The organism is Aeromonas sp. Marseille-Q5825 (assembly GCF_946892685.1).
Classification (GTDB): Bacteria; Pseudomonadota; Gammaproteobacteria; order Enterobacterales; family Aeromonadaceae; genus Aeromonas; species Aeromonas rivipollensis.
The window spans coordinates 426,286-451,586 of sequence record NZ_CAMPOU010000006.1 but is presented as its reverse complement, the minus strand read 5'-3'; the positions used below and the strand labels follow the sequence as shown (position 1 = coordinate 451,586).

The following is a 25,301-nucleotide window of genomic DNA, read 5'->3' as shown; positions in this document are numbered from 1 at the left end:
CCGCCGAGGGACGGCTATCTTAGCAGTCAGCCAACGAAGTGAGTATTTTTTAGATGGCAAAAGGTTTGTTTTCCTGGCTGGGTTTCGGCCGCAAGAAAGAAGAGGCTGAGGCCGTCCAATCACAGGCCCTTGACGCCACCCCGGCTGTCGCCGAGTCCGAGGCCACCGTTGCCCCCGCTCCCGTCGCTGATGTTTCCCTGACCGAGGCCCCTGCTGTACCGCACGAGGCGCCCCTGGCGACCCCTGACGAAGGCCCTCTGGTGGTGGAGGAACCCGCCTCCGAACTCGAGCCCGTCATCGTCAATGAGGCGCTGATCGCCGCCGAGGCCCAGGCTGCCGAAGCCGCCCGTGTTGCTGCCGAGGCCCAGGCTGCGGAAGCTGCCCGTGTTGCCGCCGAGGCACAAGCTGCCGAAGCAGCTCGTGTTGCCGCCGAGGCAGAGGCTGCCGAAGCCGCCCGTGTTGCCGCCGAGGCGCAAGCCGCCGAAGCCGCCCGCATTGCCGCCGAGGCAGAAGCTGCGGAAGCTGCCCGTATTGCCGCCGAGGCCCAGGCTGCCGAAGACGCCCGTGTTACCGCCGAGGCCCAGGCTGCGGAAGCCGCCCGCGTTGCTGCCGAAGTACAGGCTGCGGAAGCCGCCCGTGTTGCCGCCGAGGCAGAAGCTGCCGAAGCCGCCCGCATTGCTGCCGAGGCACAAGCTGCGGAAGCTGCCCGCATTGCCGCCGAGGCACAGGCTGCCGAAGCCGCTCGTGTTGCCGCCGAGGCACAGGCTTCCGAGGAAGCCCGTATCGCCAAAGAGGCCCAGCGAGCGGAAGATTTGCGGCTGGTAGCCGAGATGGAGGCAGATGCCGCCGCGCTGGCAGCCCTGCCCCTGGCCGCCGCCGTGGATGATGACACTCAGGACAAGCCGCAGCGGGAGGGCTTCTTTGCCCGCCTCAAGCGCAGCCTGGTGCGCACCAAGGAGAATATCGGCTCCGGCTTCTTCGGTCTGTTCCGTGGCAAGAAGATTGACGATGAGCTGTTCGAGGAGCTGGAGACCCAGCTGCTGACCGCCGATCTGGGCGTGGATACCACCACTCGCATCATCGAAGGCCTGGTGCAGCATGCGGATCGCAAGCAACTCAAGGATGCCGAGGCGCTATACGGTCTGCTCAAGCAAGACATGGGGGCCATGCTGACTCAGGTCGAGCAGCCGCTGGTGATCGACACCAGCAAGAAGCCTTACGTGATCCTGATGGTCGGCGTGAACGGTGTCGGCAAGACCACCACCATCGGCAAGCTGGCCAAGCAGTTCCAGGCCGACGGCAAGAGCGTCATGCTGGCGGCGGGGGATACCTTCCGTGCCGCCGCGGTCGAGCAGCTGCAGGTGTGGGGTCAGCGCAACAACATTCCGGTGATCGCCCAGCACACAGGTGCCGACTCCGCCTCCGTCATCTATGACGCCATCGAGGCCGCCCGCTCCCGTGGGGCTGACGTGCTGATCGCCGACACCGCCGGTCGCCTGCAGAACAAGAGCAACCTGATGGAAGAGCTCAAGAAGGTGGTGCGGGTGATGAAGAAGCTGGATGAAGAGGCGCCCCACGAGATCATGCTGACCCTGGATGCGGGCACAGGCCAGAACGCCCTGAGCCAGGCCAAGCTGTTCAGCGAGGCGGTGGGCCTGACCGGCATCACCCTCACCAAGCTGGATGGGACCGCCAAGGGCGGCGTCATCTTCGCGGTGGCCGACAAGTTCCAGATCCCGATCCGCTATATAGGGGTGGGCGAGGGGATCGACGATCTGCGTCCCTTCGTTGCCAACGACTTTATCGAGGCGCTCTTCAGCCGCGAGGAATGAGTCCGGCCGCGATGAGTCAGCTCAGCCGTGATGAGCAAGTGTTCCATGCCCCGACTCCGGTCGGGGCTTGTCACTGTCAGGGTATGATTCGTTTCGACCAGGCCGCCAAGGTGCGTGGCTGCGGATCGGTCATTTCATCAAGGGCTTATGTCGCCGCGAAGAGTCAGTGTGCCATGCTTCGATCCCGGCCGGAGCTTGTCACTGTCAGGGTATGATTTGTATCGACAAGACTGACAAGGTGTATTGCTGCGGATCAGCTATTTCATCAAGGCCTGGTGTCGCCGCGAGGAGCCAGCGTGCCATGCTTCGATCCCGGTCGGGGTTGGTCAATCTCAGGGAACCGTTATGATTCGTTTTGACAAGGTCAGCAAGGTATACAGCGGTGGCCATCAGGCGCTGCAGAAGGTCAGCTTCCACCTGCGCAAGGGGGAGATGGCCTTCCTGACCGGCCATTCGGGGGCGGGCAAGAGTACCCTCCTCAAACTCATCAGCGTGATGGAGCGGCCGACCGATGGTCGCGTCTTCTTCCATGGCGATGACGTCAGCCAGATCCAGCGCAGCCAGATCCCCTATGTGCGCCGCCAGATCGGGATGATCTTTCAGGATCACCGGTTGCTGATGGACCGCACTGTGTTCGACAACGTGGCCCTGCCCCTGGTGATCGATGGCTACAGCCATGCCGACATCAACAAGCGGGTGGCGGCGGCGCTGGACAAGGTAGGCCTGCTCGGCAAGGAGCGTTACCAGCCGCGAATGCTCTCCGGTGGTGAGCAGCAGCGGGTCGGCATCGCCCGCGCCATCGTCAACAAGCCGCCCCTGCTGCTGGCGGATGAGCCGACCGGTAACCTGGATCCCCAGCTCTCCATGGACATCATGCGGCTGTTCGAGGAGTTCAACCGCTTCGGGGTCTCGGTGCTGATTGCCACTCACGATCTGGGGCTCATCGCCCGCATGCGCTATCGCACCCTGACCCTGAAGGCAGGGCGCATGTATTCCCAAGAGCAGGAGGAGAGCTGATGGCCATAATTTGTCATAAACAGCCCCCTCTGTGCCCTCTGATGATGGTCACTCGGATGGATCAGGTCGCCGATATTCGACAGGGGAGGGAGTTCTGATGGCTATTGTTCGTCATAAACAGCCGCCGCTGCGCCGTCTGATGATGTACGGCGTGGACCACGTGCGTCAGGCCTTTGCCAGTCTGGGAGAGCTGTGGCGCAATCCGCTCGCCTCCCTGATGACGCTGGCGGTGCTCGGTGTCAGTCTGGCGCTCCCCTCCTGTTTCCACGTGCTGCTGAAAAACGCCGAAGTGGTGGAAGGGAGCTGGCAGACCAGCTCCCAGATCTCCCTCTACCTGCGCAAGGATCTGCCGGAGCAGAGCATCCTCGACATGAAGCAGCGGATCCTGCTCTATCCCGAGGTGGAGTCCGTCACCTACATGAACCGGGACGAGGCGCTCAAGGAGTTTCGCGAGATCTCCGGTTTCGGCGATGCCCTCGATTATCTCGACAGCAACCCGCTGCCGCCTGTGCTGAGCGTGATCCCGGATCCGCGCTGGCAGAATCCGGAAGGGGCCGCCGAGCTGCTCGCCAAGCTGGAAAATGAGCCTGGCATCGAGCAGGGCAAGCTGGATCTGCAGTGGCTGACCCGGCTGCAGGGGATCATGAACCTGCTTCGCCACACCATCACCGGCATCGCCGTGCTGCTGCTCTCCGCCGTGCTGCTGATCGTCGGCAACACCCTTCGCCTGAACATACTCAACCAGAGATCCGAGATCGAAGTGCTCAAGCTGGTGGGGGCGACCGACGCCTTCATTCACCGTCCTTTCCTCTACACCGGCATCTGGTTCGGGGTCATCGGCGGCATGCTGGCCTGGTGGCTGACCGAGGTGATGGTGATCTGGAGCGAGGGGGTGGTGAAGGAGCTGGCGGGGCTTTACAACAGCAACTTCCGGCTGGTAGGGATGGGGGCGTTCGACGGCTTCAATCTCATACTGTTGGGGGCCTTGCTGGGGCTGATTGCGTCCTGGTTCTCGGTTCACAGGCACATTCGCGACATAGAACCATCCTGATTAATTTGTCAGCATTTTAAAGCGCTGGATTTTGCGAACTGGATCAAGTAAAAGAGTGGCCCGTTTCTGGCACGGGCCACTTTCTCAGAGTAATCTGAATGAGGCCTGCACCAAGGATCATATTTGGATCCTGTGAACCTTTTGATTTATAAACAGTCTATCTAGTGCAACAGAATTTATACGGGTGTGGCCCCTCTGCCTTGCTCGTCTGACTTGGCAAGCATGTGAAGGTTGCGAGCTCCGCAACAATGGACTTAGCATGCTACTTTTCAGGGGTCCTTCACTGTGACCCCTTTTTTTTGACCGTTCATTTATGATTCATCCCGTCAGCCTAAGATAGCCCGGGTTCATGCTGGGGCCGATGTTTGACTTATGTTTGATGTGGGCCGCAGAATGACCCCCGGTCGGTAGACAGGCCCTCTCAGGGTGTTAGACTGATTCGATTGAAAAGTAAGAGGTAGAACATGGGAACTTCATTGCAACGCACTATGGCTCTGATTCCGCAAGGTAGTCTGGAAGGCTATATCCAAGCCGTCAACTCGATCCCCGTGCTGAGCGCGGAGGAAGAGCGTGAACTGGCGATGCGTTTGCAGCAGGGTGGCGATCTCGAGGCTGCCCGTCAGCTGGTCATGTCGCATCTGCGTTTTGTCGTTCACGTGGCCAAGAGCTACTCCGGCTATGGCCTGCCTCAGGCCGATCTGGTGCAGGAAGGCAACATAGGCCTGATGAAGGCGGTCAAGCGCTTCGACCCGAGCGTCGGGGTGCGTCTGGTCTCCTTCGCCGTGCACTGGATCAAGGCCGAGATCCACGAATATGTGCTGCGCAACTGGCGCATGGTCAAGGTGGCCACCACCAAGGCCCAGCGCAAGCTGTTCTTCAACCTGCGCAAGTCCAAGAAGCGTCTGGGCTGGCTGAATCACGAAGAGGTGCAGGCCGTTGCCGCGGATCTCGGGGTTTCTGCCGCGGACGTCACCGAGATGGAAGCGCGCATGAGCAACTACGATCAGGCCTTCGATCTGGTCGGTGACGATGAGGATGAAGGTGGCTTCGCCCCCGTCCATTATCTGGAAGACAAGTCTTCCGATCTGGCCGCCACCATAGAGAACGACAACTGGGACAGCCACGCCACCCGTCGCCTGAGTGCGGCCATGGCAACCCTGGACGAGCGCAGCCAGCACATCATCCGCGCCCGCTGGCTGGATGAGGAGAGCAAGACCACCTTGCAGGAGCTGGCCGACAACTACGGTGTGTCCGCCGAGCGTGTGCGTCAGCTTGAGAAGAACGCGCTCAAGAAGCTGAAGGATGCGATGGCCGCCTGAGGGCATTCGCCGAGCCTGTGAACCGCTCAAGAAACTGAAAGACGCCATGGATGCCTGAGGGCATTCTCTTGTAGAAAACAGGGCCTGATGGCCCTGTTTTTGTTTCACCGGGATCTGGTCGGCCTTGCCTTGGTTACCCTTGTGTATGGTATGTTGCCGCCACTGCCACAGTTAGGGAGAGCAGAAGTGAAACTGTTGAACGACCTGTTTACCAATAACCGCGAGTGGGCGGAACGGATCAAGGCCGAAGATCCCGATTTCTTCGCTACCCTCTCCGCCCAGCAGGCGCCCGAGTACCTCTGGATCGGCTGCTCCGACAGCCGGGTTCCCGCCAACCAGCTGATGGGCCTGCTGCCGGGGGATGTCTTCGTCCACCGCAACGTCGCCAATCTGGTGGTACACACCGATTTCAACTGCCTCTCGGTGCTGCAATACGCGGTGGAGGTGCTCAAGGTGAAGCACATCATCGTCTGCGGCCACTACGGTTGCGGCGGCGTCAAGGCGGCGATGCAGAACCAGGAGCTGGGCCTCATCGACAACTGGCTGCGCAACATCAAGGATGTCTATTTCAAGTACGGCGAACAGCTCGAAGCCATCGAGGATGAGCACGAGCGCTTCGACTATCTGTGCGAGCTGAACGTGGCCGAGCAGGTCGCCAACGTCTGCCACACCACCATCATCCAGAATGCCTGGCGCAAGGGGCAGGAGCTGGCGGTGCACGGCTGGATCTACGGCATCAAGGACGGTCTGCTGCACGATCTCGATCTCTGCATCAGCGGCCCGGATCAGATCCCGGACGTCTACCGTGCCTGGCCGGACATGCGTCCGCCTCACCGTCGTCGCTGAGGAACCCATTGGTGGCACCCGCCCTCTATCTGCAGATCAAACAGCATATCCTGGACGGGATCCGCGAACGCCACTATCAGGCAGGCGACAGGATCCCGACCGAGGCCGCCCTGTGCGAGCAGTTTGCCGTGAGCCGGATGACGGTCAACAAGGCGCTGCGTGAACTGGTGGCCGAGGGCTGGCTCAATCGCACCGCCGGCTCCGGCAGCTTCGTGGCGGACAGGCGTGCCGAGTCGCCGCTGCTGGCCATTCGCAACATAGCCGACGAGATCGCCGAGCGGGGCAGCCAGTACAGCGCCCGGGTGATCCGCCTGCAGCGCCAGGCTGCGGACGAGAAGGTGGCGGTGCGACTGGGTTTGCGGGTCGGGGCGCCCACCTTCCACAGCCTCATCGTCCATCAGGCCGATGGGGAGCCGCTGCAACTGGAGGAGCGTTTCGTCGATGCCGAACGCCTGCCCGGCTATGGCGAGCAGGACTTCACGAAACAGACGCCGAACAGCTATCTGATGGAAGTCTGCCCCCTCTCCGAGATGGAGCACGTGGTGGAGGCTGTGCTGCCGAGCGCCGGCGAGGCGGGCTTGCTGCAGGTGAGGGTCGATACCCCCTGCCTGCTGCTGCATCGGCGCACCTGGTCGGATGGCTTCCTGGTCTCCTACGCCAGGCTGCTCTCGCCAGGCTCCCGCTACAAGCTGAGCTCCAAGACCCGATTGACTTGATTGTATATACATATCTTGTTTTAAAAGCCCACCCATTGGTGGGCTTTTTTGTGCTTAAACTCTAATGAAACCGCTGTTATCAAGATGTGAACTTGATCCTTTCTTTCTCGTCAGAGATCGGCTATAAATTATTGTATATACATTTAGAGGTCGGTATGAACAAGGAACTGTTGAACTGCGAGCGGGTCTGGCTCAACGTGACACCCGCCACCCTGCGCTCCGATCTGGCGGACTACGGTCTGCTGGAACCCCATGCCCTCGGCGTGCATGAAGGCAGGATCCACGCCCTGGTCCCCATGCAGGACCTCAAGGGACCCCATCCCGCCCACTGGCGTGACATGAAGGGCAGGCTGGTGACTCCTGGCCTCATCGACTGCCACACCCACCTCATCTTTGCCGGCAGCCGGGCCGAGGAGTTCGAGCTGCGCCAGCAGGGCGTGCCCTACAGCGACATCGCCCGCAAGGGGGGTGGCATACTCTCCACCGTACGGGCCACCCGCGCGGCCAGCGAGGATCAGCTCTATGAGCTGGCGGTGCCGAGGATCAAGTCCCTGATCCGCGAAGGGGTCACCACTGTGGAGATCAAGTCCGGCTATGGCCTCACCCTGGCGGACGAGCTCAAGATGCTGCGGGTCGCCCGTCGGCTGGGGGAGGCGCTGTCCATCCGGGTCAAGACCACCTTGCTGGCCGCCCATGCGGTGCCGCCGGAGTACCGCGACGATCCCGACTCCTGGGTCGAGACCATCTGCCAGGAGATCATCCCGGCAGCCGCCGAGGCGGGTCTGGCGGATGCGGTGGATGTTTTCTGCGAGCACATCGGCTTCTCCCTGGCCCAGACAGAGCAGGTCTATCTGGCGGCGGATCAATACAATCTCGCGGTGAAGGGGCACATGGAGCAACTCTCCAACCTGGGGGGCAGCACGCTCGCCGCCAACTTCGGTGCCCTCTCGGTGGATCACCTGGAGTATCTGGATCAGGACGGGATCCAGGCGCTGGCCCACCGTGGCGTGGTCGCCACCCTGCTGCCCACCGCTTTCTACTTCCTCAAAGAGACCAAGCTGCCGCCGGTTGCCGCCCTGCGCAAGGCGGGCGTGCCCATGGCAGTCTCCTCCGACATCAACCCGGGCACGGCCCCCATCGTCTCCCTGCGCATGGCCATGAACATGGCCTGCACCCTGTTCGGCCTGACCCCGGTCGAGGCCATGGCCGGGGTGACCCGCCACGCCGCCCGGGCGCTCGGCGAGCAGGAGCGTCTGGGGCAGCTGAGAGTGGGCATGCAGGCCGATTTTCTGGTCTGGAATTGCGCCCACCCCTCGGAGATCAGCTACCTGATCGGGGTCGATCAACTGGTCAGCCGGGTTCTCAACGGGGAGGAGACGCTCCATGGATAAGTTCAACGTGGCCGACATGTCGGTCTGGCAGGGGCGCCAGGATCCGGAAGATGGTGAACTGGCCCTGCGCTGGCACAACAAGGTGCAACCCTGGCAAGCCGACAATGAGCCCGGCGTGGTGCTGCTCGGTTTTGCCTGTGACGAAGGGGTGCGCCGCAACAAGGGGCGGGTCGGCGCCGCCGCTGCCCCGCTGGCGGTGCGCAAGCTGCTCGCCAACACCGCCTGGCACCTGGGTCGGCCCGTCCATGACGGCGGCGACGTGCGCTGCGAGGACGGCGATCTCGATGCCGCCCACGACAGGCTGGCCGAGCGGGTCGCCCGTGCGCTGGATCTGGGTCACTTCCCGCTGGTGCTGGGAGGTGGCCACGAGGTGGCCTTCGGTAGCTGGAGCGGCCTCAATCGCCATCTGGGTGGCAAGGGCCGGGTCGGCATCATCAACTTCGATGCCCACTTCGATCTGCGCATGAAGCAGGAGCAGGCAAGCTCGGGCACCCCCTTCTTCCAGATAGCCGAGCAGTGCGCGGCACAGGGCACGCCCTTTACTTACGCCTGCCTCGGGGTGGCCGAGACCGCCAACACGGCGGCGCTCTTTGCCCGCGCCGAGACGCTGGGGGTCTGGCATGTGCTGGACGAGGAGATGACCCAGGCCGAGCTGCCGGTGTTGCTGGCGGGGCTGGACGCCTTTATCGCCCGCTGCGATCACCTCTACCTCACCATAGATTTGGATGTGCTGCCCGCAGCCGTGATGCCGGGGGTGAGCGCCCCCGCCGCCCGCGGCGTCGAGCTGGCCATCATCGAACCCCTGATCGCCCATATCCGGGCCAGCGGCAAGCTCAGGCTTGCCGATCTGGCCGAGTACAACCCGAGTCTGGATCTGGACAACCGCAGCGCCCGCGTGGCCGCCCGGCTGGTCCATCAACTAACCAAGTAGCCGGCCGACTCGCCAGGGGCACTGTGCCCCCGCATGGCGGCTGCATTGATAAACAAGGAGTGTCTATGTCTGTGCAACACCAGGATCCCCGTCACGACCCGAGCCGGGTAATCCGTGCCCCCCGCGGTACCGAGCTGACCGCCAAGAGCTGGCTGACCGAGGCGCCCCTGCGGATGCTGATGAACAACCTGGATCCGGAAGTGGCCGAGCATCCCCAGTCCCTGGTGGTCTATGGCGGTATAGGCCGCGCCGCCCGCAACTGGGCCTGCTACGACAAGATAGTCGAGGTGCTGACCCGTCTCGAGGACGACCAGACCCTGCTGGTGCAATCCGGCAAGCCGGTCGGGGTGTTCCAGACCCACAAGGACGCGCCCCGGGTGCTGATCGCCAACTCCAACCTGGTGCCCCACTGGGCCAACTGGGAGCACTTCAACGAGCTGGATAAGAAGGGCCTGATGATGTACGGCCAGATGACGGCCGGATCCTGGATCTACATAGGTACCCAGGGGATAGTGCAGGGCACCTACGAGACCTTCTTCGCGGTGGCGAACCAGCACTTCAACGGGGAACCAAAAGGACGCTGGATCCTCACCGGCGGTCTGGGTGGCATGGGCGGCGCCCAGCCCCTGGCCGCCACCATGGCTGGCTTCTCCATGATTGCCGTGGAGTGCGACGAGACCCGCATCGATTTCCGCTTGAAGACCCGCTACGTCGACAAGAAGGCCCACAGCCTGGATGAGGCGCTGGCCATGGTCGAGGAAGCCAAACGCAACGGCACTGCCGTCTCCGTCGGCCTGCTCGGCAACGCCGCCGACGTCTTCGCCGAGCTGGTGGCCCGTGGCATCACCCCGGACGTGGTGACCGACCAGACCTCGGCCCACGATCCCATCCACGGCTACCTGCCGCAGGGCTGGAGCTTGCCTAAGTGGCGTGAGCTGCAAAAATCCGCCCCCCAGGAGGTGAACCAGGCGGCTCGTCACTCCATGGCGCGTCAGGTGGAAGCCATGCTGACTCTGCAAGCCCGTGGTGCGGCCACGCTCGATTACGGCAACAACATCCGCCAGATGGCGCTGGAAGAAGGGGTGAAAAATGCCTTCGACTTCCCGGGCTTCGTACCGGCCTATATACGCCCGCTGTTCTGCGAGGGGATAGGTCCCTTCCGCTGGGTGGCCCTGTCCGGGGATCCGGAAGACATCTACAAGACGGATCAGAAGGTCAAAGAGTTGATCCCGGACGATCCACACCTGCACAACTGGCTCGACATGGCCCGCGAGCGCATCGCCTTCCAGGGCCTGCCGGCGCGGATCTGCTGGGTCGGGGTCAAGGATCGGGTGCGCCTGGGCCTGGCCTTCAACGAGATGGTGAAGAATGGCGAGCTGAAAGCGCCCGTGGTCATCGGCCGCGACCACCTGGACTCCGGCTCGGTGGCGAGCCCGAACCGGGAGACCGAATCCATGATGGATGGCTCCGATGCCGTCTCCGACTGGCCGCTGCTCAACGCCTTGCTGAACACCGCAGGTGGCGCGACCTGGGTCTCCCTGCACCACGGTGGTGGGGTCGGCATGGGCTTCTCCCAACACTCCGGGGTGGTGATCGTCTGTGACGGCAGCGACGACGCCGCCAAGCGGGTCGGCCGCGTGCTGCGCAACGACCCGGCCACCGGTGTGATGCGCCACGCGGACGCGGGCTACGAGATTGCCATCAACTGTGCCCAAGAGGCGAAACTGGATCTGCCGATGCTGAACACAGCTGGCAAAGGGGTGAAATAAGATGTTTGAACTCAATCTGCAACCGGGCAAGCTCTGCCTCGCCACCCTGCGCCGCGTCAGCCGCGAGCCTGTCCATGTCAGCCTGGACTCGTCCGCCCTGCCTGGGATCCACGCCTCCGCAGCCGTGGTCACCAAGGTGATCGAGCAAAACCGCGTGGTGTATGGCATCAACACCGGCTTTGGCCTGCTGGCCAACACCCGCATCCCGGTGGAGCAGCTGGATGAACTGCAGCGCTCCATAGTGCTCTCCCACGCCGCCGGGATTGGCGAGTACATGGATGACGCCACCGTGCGGCTGATGATGGTGCTCAAGGTCAACTCGCTGGCGCGGGGCTTCTCCGGCATCCGCCTGACAGTGCTCGAGGCCCTGATGACCCTCATCAACGCCGAAGTCTATCCTGTGGTGCCGAAGAAGGGCTCCGTCGGCGCCTCCGGCGACCTGGCGCCCCTGGCCCACATGAGCTGCCTGTTGATCGGGGAGGGCAAGGCCCGCCACAAGGGCGAGCTGATCGACGCCGCCACTGCACTCAAGATTGCGGGCCTGGAGCCCATCGCCCTGGCACCCAAGGAGGGGCTGGCGCTGCTCAATGGCACCCAGGCCAGCACGGCGTTCGCGCTGGAGGGGCTGTTCCACGCCGAAGATCTGTTCGCCGGCGCCATCACCATAGGTGCCATGAGTGTGGAGGCGGCTCTGGGCAGTCGCCGTCCGTTCGATGCCCGCATCCATGAGGTGCGCGGTCAGCGCGGCCAGATCGAGGCCGCCGCCTGCTACCGCCACCTGCTGGTGGATGGCAGCGAGATCGGCATGTCCCATCACAACTGCGAGAAGGTGCAGGATCCCTACTCGTTGCGCTGCCAACCCCAGGTGATGGGGGCCTGTCTGGCCCAGATCCGCCACGCCGCCGAGGTGCTGGTGTGCGAGGCCAATGCGGTCTCCGACAACCCCCTGGTGTTTGCCGAGGATGAGGAGATCCTCTCCGGCGGCAACTTCCACGCCGAGCCGGTGGCCTTCGCCGCCGACAACCTGGCCCTGGCCATCGCGGAAATCGGGTCGCTGTCCGAACGTCGCATGGCGCTGCTGATCGATTCCCGGATGTCAGGCCTGCCCGCCTTCCTGGTCAACAACGGCGGTGTGAATTCCGGCTTCATGATCGCCCAGGTCACCTCGGCGGCGCTGGCCTCCGAGAACAAGACGCTGGCCCACCCGGCCTCGGTGGACAGCCTGCCCACCTCCGCCAACCAGGAGGATCACGTCTCCATGGCCACCTTCGCCGGTCGCCGTCTGGCCGACATGGCGGAGAACACCCGCGGCATACTGGCGGTGGAACTGCTCGCCGCCGCCCAGGGGCTGGACTTCCGCGCCCCCCTGCGCAGCACAGAGCTCATCGAGCTGGCCAAGGGACGACTGCGTGAAGAGGTCAGCTTCTATGACAAGGACAGATACTTCTCGCCGGACATCGAGGCCGCCGCCGCCCTGCTGGGGCGAGCCAGCTACAACGATCTGATCCCGGCCGGGGTGCTGCCGAGCCTCTAAGCGGCTATCCGCCCATAACAAAAGACCGCCCGATGGGCGGTCTTTTCGTTGCTGCGGTAGCTTGATCCGTTATTCGTGCTCAAACATCAGGAACAGATAAACGACAAACAGCACCAGATGGGTGGCGCCATGGAGCACATTGGTGCGGCCACTGCTGAAGGTCACTTTACAGACCATGAGAGTGGTGATGAGCAGCACCATGTCGGCGGCGGAGAGGCCGAGGCGCACCTCCTGCCCGAGCAGGGAGCCGATGAACAGCACAGAGGGGACCGTCAGGGCTATGGTGGCCAGCACGGAACCGAAGTAGAGGTTCATGGCGCGCTGCAACTGGTTGTTGAAGGCGGCCTTGATGGCGCCGACAGCCTCAGGCGCGAGCACTATACAGGCCACGATGAAGCCGCCCAGCGCCGCCGGGGCCTCCAGCACATGGACCCCGTAGTTGATGGGGATCGCCAGCGTCTTGGCCAGCAGGATCACCACCACCAGGTAGGCGAGCAGCAGCAGGGTGTGATAGACGTTGCTGCGTAGTATGCCGTGGTGTTCCTCGTGGTCCTCGTGGTCGCTGTCGACGAAGAAGTGGCTGTGGCTGCGGGTCTGGATCAGCAGGAAGACGCCGTAGAGCAGCACCGAGATGATGATCAGCATCCAGGACATGGCGCTGGACATGCTGCCCAGGGTGCCGCCTCGGGTGAAGTTTGGCAGCACCAGGCAGAGCAGGGCCAGGGGAATGATGGCGACCAGGTAGGATTTGACCCCGTCCAGATTGAAGTTCTGGGTGTGATAGCGCCAGCCGCCAAACAGCAGGGTGAAGCCCACCAGGCCGTTGGTCACCAGCATCACCACGGCGAACATGGTGTCGCGGGCCATGGTGGGGTTGGGGTCGCCGGTCAGCATCACGGAGGAGATCATCACCACCTCGAGGGAGATGACCGACAGGGTGAGGATCAGGGTGCCGAAAGGTTCACCCAGCTTGATGGCCAGGGCGTCGGAGTGACGCACGACGGAGAAGATGGCCCAGGTGACGATGGCGAGCAGGGCCAGTGACACCGGCAGGTAAACCGCAAGGGGGGTTGCTTCTGTCAGCAGGTCGCTGCCCAGGGTCTTAAAGAAGAGCAGGGTCAGCAGGCCAACGGGCAGGGCAATCTCTTGCCGGATAAAGGACTTCATAGGCAGTGGTTCTCATCTCGGGGCGGCCGTGGCCGACGGGTAGGGAGACAACAGGTCGCGCCACAGGGGTGGCGCGCCAGTCCATGATAAAGGGAGTTGTCCCGTCAGAGGAGAATCATTTTGTTGCAAGAGATGAGGATCCCCGGGCGGGGACCCTGATGTTTCTCTCTCACTGCCCGCCGGGCTGGCTCTGCCGCCATGCCAGCAGCCAGATCTTCAACTTGGTCAGGGCCATGGGTTTGGCATAGACATAGCCCTGGATCAGGTGGACTCCATGGCGGTGCAGGTAGTCGACCTGCTCCAGAGTCTCGACCCCCTCGGCTATCATCTCCATGTCGGATTCGTGGCCGAAGGCGATGATGGAGTCCAGCAGGGTGCGCTTGAGATCGTCTGTGCCTATGGTGTCGACGAACATCTTGTCGATCTTGATCTGGCGGATGCCGAGGCGCTGCAGGTAGGCGAAACCGCCATAACCTGTGCCGAAGTCATCCAGCTTGAAGTGATATCCCTTCTCCTGGAGCTGCGCTATCTCCCCCATGGCAGCCTTGATATCGGTGATCGGCTTGCGCTCGGTCAGCTCGAAGGTGAGTCTGGCCGGGGAGGGCCAGTCGTGGCGCTGCAACAGGGGCCGCAGATTGGGTTGCTCCAGGTGGGCGGCCACTATGTTGACGCTGACCCACTGGGTCGGCTCCAGCCAGGGCAGGTCCGCGATGACCCGCTCCAGCAGTTGCTCCGTCATGGGCAGGATCAGCCCCTGCTCCTCCGCATAGTCGATGAAGGTGCCTGGGGGCACCAGCTCCCGACCCCGCTGCCAGCGCAGCAGCGCCTCGAAACCGACCACCTTTTTGCTGCGACTGTCCACTATGGGTTGATAGAAGGGGACGAACTCGCGCCGCACCAGGGCTGCCTGCAGCAGCCCCTTGAGGGAGCGGCGGTAGTTGCGCAGCACCCAGTAGGCGGCGACCAGCAGGAGTCCCAGCGCGCCGCCATACAAGAGACCATAGTGGCGGGCCTGCCGCTTCGCATACTCCTCCAGCGCCTTGCCCGCCCACAGGGTCTGCCTGATCTGGGGATCCGGATCGAAGAAGCTCAGGCTCTGGTTGCCAGGCTCCTGCTTGATGGACTTGTCGCCACGGGGGAAGAAGGTGGTGACCTTGCCCGGACTCTGCTGGCCAAACTCGAGATAGAAGCAGCCCGGGCAGGGGGATTGCAGCTGATCGTGGCTCCAGCTGTTGTTCAGCACCCAATAGGCGACATTGCCACCCTTCCTGTAATAGGCGACGACCTCCTGCTCGGTGTTGAAGCGGGCCTGGGTGGCCGCGAGACCAAACTGCTCCTGTTCGGGATAGGGGGGCAGCTCGACAGTGGCAAGGGGGAAATCCTCCCCCAGACTGGAACAACCGCCGCCGGAGGCGAGCTTGAGTCCCTGCAGCCGGATGTGGCGGCTGTAGAAACGGGGATCCCGCAGCAGGGCCATGTCTGCGGGGCCGCAATCGAAGGCGAACCTGGAGAGCTGGGAGCGAATGCTCTGATCCAGCGCCTCGTGGCGCTCCGCCAGCGCGGCCTCTATCTGCGCCTTCTTCTCTTGCAGCAGCTGGTGGGCCAGGGGATTGCCCAGCAGCTGGCTGAGGGGCAGGCTCGCCAGCACGGGCAGGCAGAGCAGCAACAGACTGATCCAGAAGGGAGAGGCTCGTCGCAAGGGGTACCTGCCTGATGGGTGCATGGGATACAAATGGATGGCAACATCATAGCATTAGCTGCATCAATTTGAGTTGTATCGGTCACACTTGGAACAACATTCATAATTCATTGATAAACAACAATATGACAAAACGAGTGGTGAAGATTCAATCGCTGACCTGTCATAAATGACAATTGTCCAGCTTATCTGAAATGGCTAGAGTAGCGGTGCGGTTTGACTCACCGTGTGTTCAATACTCCTGTATCTATTTTTGTCAGTAGCACAGAGTGTTAGTTTTGATATGAGTGTTTCTTTTGGTCCCCGCAGTGGGACCATTTTTCTGTCCGCTGCCCAGCTGGCGGCCCGATTTTCCCCTCCCCCGAGTCTTTTCCCTCACAAGCGGCCCGCCCCCGGGCATGAAGGGCCCTGACGCTTATTTGCTGAAGCGGGATCTTCAACCGTAGGCGGGGTTTGGCCAAGGCTGATACCATGAGGCCTTATGGATGCTGTCGGCTACGGAAAGGCACATGAAACTGACCACTCAACTCGTCTCTTTTATTACGCTGTGCGTGATCTCGGCCATGGCCGTGGTGATGCTCGGCGGGGTATTCAGTTTCCGCCAGATGGGGATGGAGCTGCAGCAAAACCGGGTCGACTCCCTGGTGGAGATCATCGACAAGCAGCTGGGGGTGACCGACGATCAGCAGGCCCTTGCCCGCTGGCTGCCCTCCCTGCTGCGGGCCTCCCACGTGGTCGAGCTGGAGATCCGCCAGGACAGTCAGCGGGTCTACTGGTTTCGCGATGTGCAGCAGCAGACGGACGAGAGTCTGCTGATCCCCTACAGCAAAGCCATTCCCAATCAGGCCGGCATGCAGGCCGAGTTCAAGCTGGACAGGCCCTTCAAGGAGTTCGAGTACTCCATGCAGGCCATGTTCGGCATCTCCCTCGGGGTCTTCATAGTGGTGTTCGGCCTCTGGTACTCCATCCGCTGGCTGCGCCAGCAGCTGCGCGGTGCCGAGCTGCTGGCGGAGCGGGCCCAGCTGATCCTGGATGGCAAGCTGACCAAGCTGGCCCATGATCCCGCCGACGAATGGCCCCTCTCCGCCAGCCAGGCCCTCACCCATCTGCTGGCCGAACTGGCCGATGCCCGCAAGGAGCGCAGCCGGTTCGACAACTTCATCCGCAGCAACGCCTTCGTCGACAAGACGACCGGCATAGGCAACCGCCTCTTCTTCGACAACCGGCTGGAAAACGCCATCATGGAGGCGAGCGTGATCAGCGGCGGTGTCCTGCTGATCGAGCTGGCGGGGCTGGAGGAGCTGGATCCCGAGCTGAACGGACGCCCGAGCCAGGATCTGCTGATGGAGGCGAGTGCCTCCATCGGTACCTTCGTGCGCAAGCACAGCGGCGCCCTGCAGGCCCGCTACGCCGGCCAGGTCTTTGCCGTGCTGCTGCCCAACATGTCAGAGAGCGAGATGGTGGACGGCGCCAGCCAGCTGCTCAAGAGTCTGCAGCGGCTGCACTGGCCCGAGTCGGTCAATCTGGAGACGGCCGTCTACCTCGGCGCCGTCTGTTATCAGGCAGAAGACTCCCTGCTCAAGGTGCAGGAAGAGGCCGAGCTGGCCCTCAAGAGCGCGCGGCTGCAGGGCCACAGCGGCTGGTTCCTCTACGAGAAGTCCCTGGACGAGGAGGCGAGCAACAAGGGGACTGTGCGCTGGCGCACCCTGATCAACCGCCGCATCGAGGAGCAGGGGATCTCCTTCTATCTGCAATCTGTGCAGCAGGAGCGGGATCAGGTGGTGCTGCAACAGGAGCTGCTGATCCGCCTCCATGACGAGCAGGGGCGGGAGTTGCAGGCGGGGGTCTTCATGCCCATGGCGGAGAAGGCCGGCCTGCTGTTGCCGCTGGACCGGCTGGTGGTCACCCAGACCCTTCGCCTGCTGCGCCAGCGACCTGAGTCGAGCTGCCCCGTCAGCCTCTCCCTCAGCGCCCAGAACCTGCTCACCCGGGAGTTCCAGCGGGAGCTCTTCTTCGAGCTGTTCCAGTTGCCGCGCAGCATCAATGAGGGGTTGATACTGCAACTGTCCGAGTCCCAGGTGACCCGTCACTACGAGGCGCTCAAGCGGCCACTGCGGGCGCTGCGCATGCTGGGGTGCCGACTGGCCATAGATCATGCCGGCCAGGATGTGGTGAGCACCCAGTACATCAAGGAGTTCGAGATCCACTTCCTCAAGCTGCACCCCAGCCTGGTGCGGGAGATCCACCTTCGTCAGGTGAACCAGATGGCGGTGCGCAGCCTGGTGGGGGGCTGTGCCAATACCCAGGCTCGGGTGATTGCGGTGGGGGTGGAGAGCGGCGACGAGTGGAAGATGCTGCGCCACCTCGGCGTGCACGCGGGCCAGGGGCCCTGGTTCGCCGAACCAGAGCGGCTGCTGATGCCCACATGACGGAACCTGTCCGCCGCTAGGGGCCTGACTTCCTGCCTGCGGGGCAGCCCCGGCCCCAAGGGCGACCGAATGGCCCTGGCTTACAGCCTGCCCTGCTCCCTGAGACCCGCCAGCCCCTGCAGGCCGCCGGTGTGGATGAAGACCACCTGGCTGCCGCGGGGGATCCGGCCCGCGGCCAGCTCCCGAAACAGTCCCCACATCGCCTTGCCACTGTAGATGGGCTCCAGCGGCAGGCCTGTGTGGGCGCTGAATGCCTGCACCCACTGCCACAGGGCCGGGCTGAACCTGGCGTAGCCGCCGTCGTGGTGATCCTGGGCTATCCGCCAGCCGCCGGTGGTGGCCGCCGCCGGATTAAGCCGGCACACCTCATCGTGGAGGAAGGCGCCCCCCTTGAGCACGGCGATGGCGAGGATCTGCTCTCTTTCCCGCTTGCCCGCGATGAGCCCCGCCAGGGTGCCGCCGCTGGCGCAGGGCAGCACCCAGAGATCCGGCGAGAAGGGCACCTCGGCCACCAGCTCGGCCACCCCGGGGATGGCGAGCGGGCTGCTGCCCCCTTCCGGCACTATCAGGATGTCCGGTGCCTCGAACTGGGCCAGCCAGTCCGGATCCTGGCGCCGCCGATAGCTCTGGCGGTCCACAAAAACGAGATCCATTCCCCAGCCTTTGGCCGCACTCAGGGTTGCGTTGCTGACGGTGTCGGCTTCACCGCGTATGATGCCCGTGGTGCGCAGCCCGGACCTGAGTCCGGCCGCCGCCAGGGCGTGGATGTGATTGGAGTAGGCCCCCCCAAACGACAGCAGGTGGGTCTTGCCCTGCGCCTGCGCCTGTTGCAGGTGGTACTTGAGCTTGCGCCACTTGTTGCCGGAGAGGGTCGGGTGGATCAGATCATCCCGCTTGCACCAGAGCCGCACGCCCTGGGCATCCAGCAGAGGGTGGTGGACGGGGTGCAGGGGGGAGGGGAGCCGAGCGGGGGCCAGGATGGCATCCCCTAAGGGCGCCCTCTTGGCGGTCAATGCATCGTTTGTCATAAATATGGAGGCTAATGGCCTGTTTATGTTAAGGTTTAGTCCGTTTCATGCGGTCAGGTCCAGGTCTCGATGAAGTCACTTTTCCGACGTTCGCCCCCCAGCCATCAGGTGGGACTCCTGCTGGCCAGCGATCGCATCCTGCTGGCTTGTGTGGAACCCGTCCCCATCTTTACCAGTCGCGCCATCAATGGCCCTAACGACTGGCCCAAGGCCATGGGGGAGCTGTTTGCCCAGCATGGCCTGGCCAAGTCTAAGGTGCGGGTGGCCCTGGCCGCCAGCCTTTATCAGCAGATCCAGATCGACAAGCCCGCCGTGCCCGACGCCGAGATGGCGGGGGCCCTGCCCTGGGCCATCAAGGATTTCGTCAACGAACCCGTGTTGCAGCTCGCCATGGACTATGTGGATCTGCCGACTCCCCCTGCGGGCCGGCCGAGGATCAATGTGATCTGCGTTTCCAAGAGCCGGGTGCAGCAGCTGGCGGACGCGGTCAACGGCGTGGCGACCCTGGAGGCCATCGTCAGCGACGAGCTGGCCATGACGGCCCTCTACGAGGCGGACCAGACGGTGCGCATGCTGCTCTGGCAGCCCAGGGGGCAGGAGTTGCAACTGCTGGTCTTTTATCGGGGAGGTCTCTGCTTCTCGCGCCCGCTGCGCGGCTTTGTCGGCCTCACCGGGGCCCATGAGCCCGATCAGGGGATGCTTGACGGGCTGACGCTGGAGATCCAGCGCTCCCTCGACTACCTGGCGGGTCAGCTCAAGCTGCCTGAGCCGGGCCAGATGCAGCTCGCCATCGGCTCCCCCTTCATCGGCACCCTGGTGCGCCACCTGGAGCAGGCGTTCGGCTTCCCTGTGTCCGCCATGGCTAACAAAGCGGTGCTCGCCGGCGTCGAGTATCTCTCCGCTTACGGCGCCGCCCTTGGCAGGAGCGAAGGATGAAACACCATATCAACCTCTATGGCGCCGAATTCAGGCCAAGGCGGCTGTGGGCCAGCCTCAATCAGATGGCCCTGGTCTGGGGCGGCTGCCTGCTGCTGCTGATTGCGGCCACCTTTTTCTATGGTTGGCAACAGAAGGGCGTCGACCGTGAGCTGGCCCAGGTACGTGCGCTGCTCGATGTGCAGCGCAGTGAGGCATCACGGCTCGATGCTGCCCTGGCGCGCCATCAGGCGGACGGTCAGCTGCAACAGCAGCTGGTCAACCAGCGGGAGGAGCTGGCCGCCAAGCAGGCGTTGATACGCCAGCTCGGCAGCCTCTCCCTGCAAAAATCCCAGGGCTACGCCAGCGTGATGGCGGATCTGGCCCGTTTGCGGGATGCCCGCCTCTCCCTGCAACGGATCGAGATAAGTGACGGGCACATCAACCTCTCCGGGGTGGCCGAGCGCAGTCAGGATGTGCCTGCCTGGGTGAACCGCTTCAAGCAGACCCCGTCCCTGGCGGGCAAGCAGTTTGGCGAGCTGACCCTGAGCCGGGACAAGGCAGGCCAGCTGGCCTTCCAGCTCAGCGGCATAGCACGGGAGACCCCATGATGGAGATGACGGCACAGTGGCGGGCCTGGGCACAGCGCGTGGCGGCCCTCAGCCTGCGGGAGCGGGTCTTGATCCTGCTGACGGGCACCATACTGCTGGGGGCGGCCGGGATCTACGGCTGGCTGGATGCCGCCGATACCCGGCTGAGCCAGGAGCGGCAGGCGCTGACGGCGGCGCAGCGGGATCTGGAGATCCTGACCCTAGAGAATCAGGGCAAGCAGGCCCGGCTGGGGCGGGATCCCAACGCCCAGGTGCGCCAGCAGCTGGCCGGCGTGGAGGCTTCCCTCGGTCGGCTGGACGCCGAGCTCAAGGCCCAGACGGTGGATCTGATCCCGGCCCACGAGATGCCGGCCGTGCTGGAAGCCTTGTTGTCTCGCTCCGCCAACCTGCATATGCTGGCGCTCACCTCCCTCAAGCCCGAGCCGCTGATGGCCGGCGAGCAGAAGGCCAACCTGTTCAAGCACGGGATCCGGCTCCAGCTGGAGGGGGGCTATTTCGATGTCTACCAGTACCTGAAGGCGCTGGAAGCACTGCCCCGCCACTTCTACTGGAAAGGGTTCGACTACAGGGTGGTCGAGCACCCCAAGGCGGCGGTGGAGATGGAGATCTACACCCTGAGCACCAGCAAGGAGTTTATTCGTGGCTAAGTGGCTGACATTGTTGTGCTGCCTGCTGGGCCCGCTGGCCCAGGCGGAGGTGTTGCAGGATCCGACCGCCCCTCTGGCCGGCAGTGGCGCGGCGGCGAGCCCCAGCAAGGGGGCCGGTCTGCCCAGGTTGCAGAGCGTCATCCTGGGTAACGGCCCGGCGCTGGCGGTGCTCAACGGTCAGAGCTATCGGGTGGGCCAGCGGATAGATGGTTTCCTGCTGGTGGGCATCAGCGCCGATGCCGTGGTACTGGAGAAGGCGGGCAAGCGTCAGACACTGACCCTGTTTGGCAGCAAGATCCGGATGTGAAGTCGGTTCCGCGCGGGATGCTGCGGGCCAGGTTTGTCGAGTTTCATTGCGAGTCAGGTGCACCAATAACATGAAAAAACACCATTTCTGTCTGCTTCCCCTCGCATTGGCGGTGGCGGCTTGTACCAGCTATCAGCACCCCGAACCGGTGCAGGCCAAAGACGCCCTCAAGCAGGCCATGAAGGAGCAGACCCCGACCGCGCCGCTGACCACTTTGCCTCCCTCGGTGCAGAGCGAACTGCTGCAGCTCAATCGTCCCCAGCAGCCCCTGGCTGTTCCGGAGAAACGGCTGCGCATCGCGGCCCATGATGTCGATGCCGTGGAGTTCTTCGGCTCCCTGTTCAAGGGCTCCCGCTACAGCGTCGCCGTCCATCCCGGGGTGGCCGGTGCCATCTCGGTGGAATTGAAAGACGTGACCCTGCAGGAGGCGCTGGCCACGGTCGGCGACATGTACGGCTTCGACGTGCAACGCAAGGGCAATGTGTTTCATGTCTATCCGGCGGGCCTTCGCACCGAGACAATCCCGGTCAACTACCTGATGATGGCCCGCCGCGGCCTCTCCCGTACCTCGGTCAGTACCGGCGGGGTGACGGCCAACGACAACAACAATAACGGCAACAACAACTTCGACAGCAGCGGCAACAATAACAACGGCAACAACAACCTCGGCTCCTCCAACGGGGACAACGGCAACAGCAACAACAGCAACGGCACCCGGATCGAGACGGACAGCAACAACGACTACTGGAGCGATCTGCGGGACGCCCTGCAGACCCTGATAGGCACAGGCGAAGGCCGGGCCGTCATCACCAGCCCCCAGGCGGGTCTGGTCACTGTGCGTGCCTATCCGAAGGAGCTGAAAGCGGTGCGCGAGTTCCTGGATCAGTCCGGTGAACACCTCAAGCGCCAGGTGGTGCTGGAGGCGCGGATCCTGGAAGTGGCCCTCAACGAGGGGTATGAACAGGGGGTGGACTGGAGCGGTCTCTCCGCCAGCTGGGACGGCAACAAGGGCATCACGGGGGGCGGCTCCCTGCTCGACAGCCCCATCGCCTCGACCCCCAACCAGATCTTCAGGGCCCTGGGGGGCGGCGCCGGTTTCACCATCTCGGATGGCAACTTCAACGTGGCGGTCAGCCTGCTCAAGACCCAGGGGGACGTGAACACCCTCTCGAGCCCGCGCGTCACCGCCACCAACAACCAGAAGGCGGTGATCAAGGTGGGGACGGACGAATACTTCGTCACCAACGCCTCGACCACCACCACCACCTCGGGCAACTCGGCGCCCATAGTGACGCCGAACGTGGAGCTGACCCCCTTCTTCTCCGGCATAGCCCTGGACGTGACCCCGCAGATCGACGAGGCCGGCCGGGTGCTGCTGCACATCCACCCCTCCGTCATCGACACCGAGGAGCAGAGCAAGACCATCAACGTCGGCACTGCGGATCCCCTGGTGCTGCCACTCGCCAAGAGTTCCATTCGTGAATCGGATACCGTGGTGCAGGCCAACAACGGCGACATCATTGTCATCGGCGGCCTGATGAAGACCGACAAGCAGGAGATCGTCAGCAAGGTGCCGCTGCTGGGGGACATTCCCTGGGTCGGCGAGGCCTTTACCAACCGCCGGGAGAGCACCAAGAAGGTCGAGCTGGTGATCCTGCTCAAGCCGACAGTGGTGGAGAAAGACACCTGGCAGAAGGAGCTGCAACGCTCCTCCGAGCTGCTCGACAAATGGTATCCGCCCAAGGGCTAAGCCATGATGCTGAATCGGTCTATTCCCGGTGTTTCCCTGCCGCGAGTCTCTGAGCTCTGCCTGGGGGGGACGTCCTCATGTACCTGAACCATGTTGTTTTGCAGGTGTTCTCCTTCGACCTGATCGGCGTTGGCCGTGACGGGGACTGGGAGGGGATATGTACCTGAACCATTTCGGTTTGCAGGAGGCGCCCTTTGGCCTGACCCCGAATACCGGCTTCTACTACGGCCTGCCTCCCCACGAGGAGGCCATGCAGGTACTGAACTGGGCGCTGGCCCAGGGGGAGGGCTTCATCAAGGTGACCGGCGAGGTGGGCACCGGCAAGACACTGCTCTGCCGCAAGCTGCTGAGCGAGCTCGGCTCCGAGGCGTGCCCGGTGCGCCTGGCCTGGCTGCCCAATCCCCACCTCTCCCCGGGTGAGCTGCGCACCGCCCTGGCCCTGGAGCTGGGGCTGGCGGTGCAGGGGGACAGCGAGCTGGATCTCACGGATCGCATCCATCGCCACCTCATCGCCCTGCACCAGCAGGGGAGCCGAGTGGTGGTGCTGATCGACGAGGCGCAGGCCCTGCCGGACGAGACCCTGGAGGCCATCCGGCTGTTCGGCAACCTAGAGACCGAGTCCAGCAAGCTGCTGCAAATAGTGCTGTTCGGCCAACCCGAGCTGGATGTCCGGCTGGCCAGACCCCACCTGCGCCAGCTGCGCCAGCGCATCGGCTTCTCCTACTGCCTGCGCCCCTTGCGGTGCGATGAAACCCGGGCCTATCTGGAGCACAGGCTGCACGTCTCGGGTTATCGCGGGGCGACGCTGTTTGGCGGCCTGGCCCTGCGCCTGCTGTGGCGGGCGTCCCGCGGCATTCCAAGGCTCATCAACGTGCTGGCCCAGAAGTGCCTGATGCTGGCCTACGGCCGCGGGACGCGGCGGATCGACAGCGCCCTGGTGCGCCTCGCCATTCGCGATACCGATGACGCCCGTGGTGGCTCATTCGTGCGCTGGTGGCCCCTGTTGTTGCTGCTGGGCACTGCCCTGGCCTATGGAGTCTGGTCATGAGCGTGATCAATCAGATGCTCAAAGATCTGGAGCAGCGCCAGCCAGGATCCGATGGCGCCGCCGTCTATGTGGCGCCGACGCGTCAGCAGGGGTGGTGGATGCTGGTGCTGACCCTGCTGTGCACCCTGGCGCTGGCCATCCTCGGCTGGCGCACCTGGATCTACTGGCAGCAGAGCCAGCGCACGGCGCAGCCGACAGTTCAGTTGACGACCCAGCTCGCCCCGGCGAGTCAGGCGCAGACGCAGCCTGCCTCCTCTGCCACTGAGGTGGTCGCCGTGCCCCCCGAGCCCCAGGGGGCCGCCTCCGGGGCGGTCGCTCTGGATGTCGCCTCTGTGGCCGCAATGGCAAGGGCCAGCGCGCCTGCCGGGGGGGCAGAGGGATCTTCCGCGACCGAGGCGTTCGCCGACCAGGCCCCGGCGTCAGAATCCCAGGCCGAGACGCCGCCGGAGGATGAGCTCACCCCGAGCGACGAAGAGTTGCAGCCGGATCTTTATGCCGAGCTGGCCGCAGAGCAGGAGGCGGCCCCCCAGGAGGTGGCCGCCCCGCCCCGCAAACCCGGCGTGCTGAAGATAGAGACGGTGGATCTCTCCGAGCCCGAGCTGGCGGCCCTGGCCGAGCGCAAGGCGACTACCGCCATGGCCAAGGGCCAGATGCGGGAGGCCCAGGACAACTATTACCAGGTGCTGGTCCATGATCCGCACAATCAGGGGGCGCGCGAGCAGCTCGCGGGCCTGCTCTACGGCGAGGGTCGGCTGACCGAGGCCAGCCAGGTGCTGGAAGAGGGGCTGAGGCTGGATCCGGCGCAGGCCGACTTGCGGCTGCTGCTGGCCCGGGTGGCCATCAGCGGTGGCGATCGCCAGAAGGCGCTGGACTGGCTCACCGGCTATCAGCCGGACCTGGCCGCCAATCTGGACTATTACGCCACCTGGGCGGGGCTAGCCCAGGAGCTGGGCCAGCCTGCCCAGGCGTCCGAGCTCTACGTCAAGCTGCTGCGCCAGCAGCCGGATCAGGGGCGCTGGTGGCTGGGGCTGGGGGGGGCCGAGGATGGTCAGGGCCACCGCCAGCGGGCGCTGGACGCCTATGGCAATGCCCAGTTGCACGGGAACCTCGGCGAGGCATCGACCCGCTGGCTGGAACAGCGGATCGCCGAGCTGACGCCTTGACACAACAACCCCTGGGTTCGATTAGCCGCGCAGCGGCGTAATCGGACGAGGTGACGGATTCTGGTACCCAATTCGCCATCGAATGTGGCAACAGGTTTGAATGACGTGCAATCACAGGAATCGGAGTAACA

Annotated in this window: 21 protein-coding genes; 18 read left to right on the top strand and 3 right to left on the bottom strand. The window is 63.8% G+C overall.

What is annotated here, in order from left to right:
* Window positions 1-53: 53 nt before the first annotated feature.
* The 10 genes from ftsY (at window position 54) to hutH (ending at window position 12,406) form a co-directional block, all read left to right on the top strand.
* Window positions 54-1,832: a signal recognition particle-docking protein FtsY gene (gene ftsY / locus OC537_RS17020; RefSeq protein WP_262113006.1), complete on the top strand. Its 1,779-nt coding sequence runs from the start codon at window positions 54-56 to the stop codon at window positions 1,830-1,832.
* A 345-nt stretch (window positions 1,833-2,177) separates the two neighbouring features.
* Window positions 2,178-2,849 (top strand): cell division ATP-binding protein FtsE, encoded by a 672-nt coding sequence (gene ftsE, locus OC537_RS17015; protein WP_106885210.1) that lies wholly within the window; start codon window positions 2,178-2,180, stop codon window positions 2,847-2,849.
* A 97-nt stretch (window positions 2,850-2,946) separates the two neighbouring features.
* The gene (ftsX, locus tag OC537_RS17010; RefSeq protein WP_005323432.1) at window positions 2,947-3,900 is read left to right on the top strand and encodes a permease-like cell division protein FtsX; all 954 of its coding nucleotides are present in this window, start codon (window positions 2,947-2,949) and stop codon (window positions 3,898-3,900) included.
* A gap of 464 nt (window positions 3,901-4,364) precedes the next feature.
* Window positions 4,365-5,219, top strand: coding sequence for an RNA polymerase sigma factor RpoH (gene rpoH, locus OC537_RS17005; protein WP_025325421.1), 855 nt, complete (start codon window positions 4,365-4,367; stop codon window positions 5,217-5,219).
* A gap of 186 nt (window positions 5,220-5,405) precedes the next feature.
* Complete coding sequence (gene can, locus OC537_RS17000) at window positions 5,406-6,065, top strand: carbonate dehydratase (RefSeq protein WP_025325422.1); 660 nt, start codon at window positions 5,406-5,408, stop codon at window positions 6,063-6,065.
* 11 nt (window positions 6,066-6,076) lie between these two features.
* Window positions 6,077-6,781 (top strand): histidine utilization repressor, encoded by a 705-nt coding sequence (hutC, locus tag OC537_RS16995; protein ID WP_106887812.1) that lies wholly within the window; start codon window positions 6,077-6,079, stop codon window positions 6,779-6,781.
* A 155-nt stretch (window positions 6,782-6,936) separates the two neighbouring features.
* Window positions 6,937-8,172 (top strand): imidazolonepropionase, encoded by a 1,236-nt coding sequence (hutI, locus tag OC537_RS16990; protein ID WP_262112994.1) that lies wholly within the window; start codon window positions 6,937-6,939, stop codon window positions 8,170-8,172.
* Window positions 8,165-9,103: a formimidoylglutamase gene (gene hutG / locus OC537_RS16985; RefSeq protein ID WP_262112992.1), complete on the top strand. Its 939-nt coding sequence runs from the start codon at window positions 8,165-8,167 to the stop codon at window positions 9,101-9,103. Before hutI ends, hutG begins: the two co-directional genes overlap by 8 nt.
* A gap of 65 nt (window positions 9,104-9,168) precedes the next feature.
* Window positions 9,169-10,872, top strand: a complete 1,704-nt coding sequence (gene hutU, locus OC537_RS16980) for a urocanate hydratase (protein WP_262112990.1) — start codon at window positions 9,169-9,171, stop codon at window positions 10,870-10,872.
* A gap of 1 nt (window position 10,873) precedes the next feature.
* Entirely contained in the window at window positions 10,874-12,406 is a 1,533-nt protein-coding gene (gene hutH, locus OC537_RS16975) for a histidine ammonia-lyase (RefSeq protein WP_111910776.1), read from the top strand.
* 69 nt (window positions 12,407-12,475) lie between these two features.
* On the opposite strand, the gene OC537_RS16970 is transcribed toward hutH, so the two are convergent.
* Both OC537_RS16970 and OC537_RS16965 read right to left on the bottom strand, forming a co-directional pair.
* Complete coding sequence (locus OC537_RS16970) at window positions 12,476-13,573, bottom strand: calcium:proton antiporter (protein ID WP_163137290.1); 1,098 nt, start codon at window positions 13,571-13,573, stop codon at window positions 12,476-12,478.
* 169 nt (window positions 13,574-13,742) lie between these two features.
* Window positions 13,743-15,272: an EAL domain-containing protein gene (locus OC537_RS16965; protein ID WP_262112987.1), complete on the bottom strand. Its 1,530-nt coding sequence runs from the start codon at window positions 15,270-15,272 to the stop codon at window positions 13,743-13,745.
* Between the two features lie 509 nt (window positions 15,273-15,781).
* On the opposite strand from OC537_RS16965, the gene OC537_RS16960 reads away from it, so the two are divergent.
* The gene (locus OC537_RS16960; protein WP_262112985.1) at window positions 15,782-17,701 is read left to right on the top strand and encodes an EAL domain-containing protein; all 1,920 of its coding nucleotides are present in this window, start codon (window positions 15,782-15,784) and stop codon (window positions 17,699-17,701) included.
* Window positions 17,702-17,781: 80 nt separating this feature from the next.
* Here OC537_RS16960 and OC537_RS16955 read toward each other — a convergent pair whose 3' ends face one another.
* On the bottom strand, window positions 17,782-18,729 hold the full coding sequence (locus OC537_RS16955; protein ID WP_262112982.1) for a 1-aminocyclopropane-1-carboxylate deaminase/D-cysteine desulfhydrase: 948 nt from the start codon (window positions 18,727-18,729) through the stop codon (window positions 17,782-17,784).
* A gap of 69 nt (window positions 18,730-18,798) precedes the next feature.
* Here OC537_RS16955 and OC537_RS16950 point away from each other — a divergent pair, with 69 nt between their 5' ends.
* The 7 genes from OC537_RS16950 to OC537_RS16920 all read left to right on the top strand — a co-directional run bounded on the left by OC537_RS16950 (window position 18,799) and on the right by OC537_RS16920 (window position 25,170).
* Complete coding sequence (locus OC537_RS16950; protein WP_262112980.1) at window positions 18,799-19,665, top strand: MSHA biogenesis protein MshI; 867 nt, start codon at window positions 18,799-18,801, stop codon at window positions 19,663-19,665.
* Complete coding sequence (locus OC537_RS16945) at window positions 19,662-20,255, top strand: PilN domain-containing protein (protein WP_106885200.1); 594 nt, start codon at window positions 19,662-19,664, stop codon at window positions 20,253-20,255. Before OC537_RS16950 ends, OC537_RS16945 begins: the two co-directional genes overlap by 4 nt.
* On the top strand, window positions 20,255-20,902 hold the full coding sequence (locus OC537_RS16940) for an MSHA biogenesis protein MshJ (protein WP_106887810.1): 648 nt from the start codon (window positions 20,255-20,257) through the stop codon (window positions 20,900-20,902). The genes OC537_RS16945 and OC537_RS16940 overlap by 1 nt, the downstream gene beginning before the upstream one ends.
* Window positions 20,895-21,209, top strand: a complete 315-nt coding sequence (locus OC537_RS16935) for an MSHA biogenesis protein MshK (protein ID WP_043129479.1) — start codon at window positions 20,895-20,897, stop codon at window positions 21,207-21,209. The genes OC537_RS16940 and OC537_RS16935 overlap by 8 nt, the downstream gene beginning before the upstream one ends.
* A gap of 70 nt (window positions 21,210-21,279) precedes the next feature.
* Entirely contained in the window at window positions 21,280-22,959 is a 1,680-nt protein-coding gene (gene mshL, locus OC537_RS16930) for a pilus (MSHA type) biogenesis protein MshL (protein ID WP_106885199.1), read from the top strand.
* 157 nt (window positions 22,960-23,116) lie between these two features.
* On the top strand, window positions 23,117-24,007 hold the full coding sequence (locus OC537_RS16925) for an ExeA family protein (protein ID WP_106885198.1): 891 nt from the start codon (window positions 23,117-23,119) through the stop codon (window positions 24,005-24,007).
* Window positions 24,004-25,170 carry a tetratricopeptide repeat protein gene (locus OC537_RS16920; protein WP_262112975.1) on the top strand — a complete coding sequence of 389 codons (1,167 nt, stop codon included), beginning with the start codon at window positions 24,004-24,006 and terminating at the stop codon, window positions 25,168-25,170. Before OC537_RS16925 ends, OC537_RS16920 begins: the two co-directional genes overlap by 4 nt.
* Window positions 25,171-25,301: the final 131 nt, after the last annotated feature.

Coding starts and splice junctions, on each gene's coding strand:
- ftsY (WP_262113006.1), top strand. CDS start 54: ATGGCAAAAGGTTTGTTTTCCTGGCTGGGTTTCGGCCGCAAGAAAGAA.
- ftsE (WP_106885210.1), top strand. CDS start 2,178: ATGATTCGTTTTGACAAGGTCAGCAAGGTATACAGCGGTGGCCATCAG.
- ftsX (WP_005323432.1), top strand. CDS start 2,947: ATGGCTATTGTTCGTCATAAACAGCCGCCGCTGCGCCGTCTGATGATG.
- rpoH (WP_025325421.1), top strand. CDS start 4,365: ATGGGAACTTCATTGCAACGCACTATGGCTCTGATTCCGCAAGGTAGT.
- hutI (WP_262112994.1), top strand. CDS start 6,937: ATGAACAAGGAACTGTTGAACTGCGAGCGGGTCTGGCTCAACGTGACA.
- hutG (WP_262112992.1), top strand. CDS start 8,165: ATGGATAAGTTCAACGTGGCCGACATGTCGGTCTGGCAGGGGCGCCAG.
- hutU (WP_262112990.1), top strand. CDS start 9,169: ATGTCTGTGCAACACCAGGATCCCCGTCACGACCCGAGCCGGGTAATC.
- hutH (WP_111910776.1), top strand. CDS start 10,874: ATGTTTGAACTCAATCTGCAACCGGGCAAGCTCTGCCTCGCCACCCTG.
- OC537_RS16970 (WP_163137290.1), bottom strand. CDS start 13,573: ATGAAGTCCTTTATCCGGCAAGAGATTGCCCTGCCCGTTGGCCTGCTG.
- OC537_RS16960 (WP_262112985.1), top strand. CDS start 15,782: ATGAAACTGACCACTCAACTCGTCTCTTTTATTACGCTGTGCGTGATC.
- OC537_RS16955 (WP_262112982.1), bottom strand. CDS start 18,729: ATGACAAACGATGCATTGACCGCCAAGAGGGCGCCCTTAGGGGATGCC.
- OC537_RS16950 (WP_262112980.1), top strand. CDS start 18,799: ATGAAGTCACTTTTCCGACGTTCGCCCCCCAGCCATCAGGTGGGACTC.
- OC537_RS16945 (WP_106885200.1), top strand. CDS start 19,662: ATGAAACACCATATCAACCTCTATGGCGCCGAATTCAGGCCAAGGCGG.
- OC537_RS16940 (WP_106887810.1), top strand. CDS start 20,255: ATGGAGATGACGGCACAGTGGCGGGCCTGGGCACAGCGCGTGGCGGCC.
- mshL (WP_106885199.1), top strand. CDS start 21,280: ATGAAAAAACACCATTTCTGTCTGCTTCCCCTCGCATTGGCGGTGGCG.
- OC537_RS16925 (WP_106885198.1), top strand. CDS start 23,117: ATGTACCTGAACCATTTCGGTTTGCAGGAGGCGCCCTTTGGCCTGACC.
- OC537_RS16920 (WP_262112975.1), top strand. CDS start 24,004: ATGAGCGTGATCAATCAGATGCTCAAAGATCTGGAGCAGCGCCAGCCA.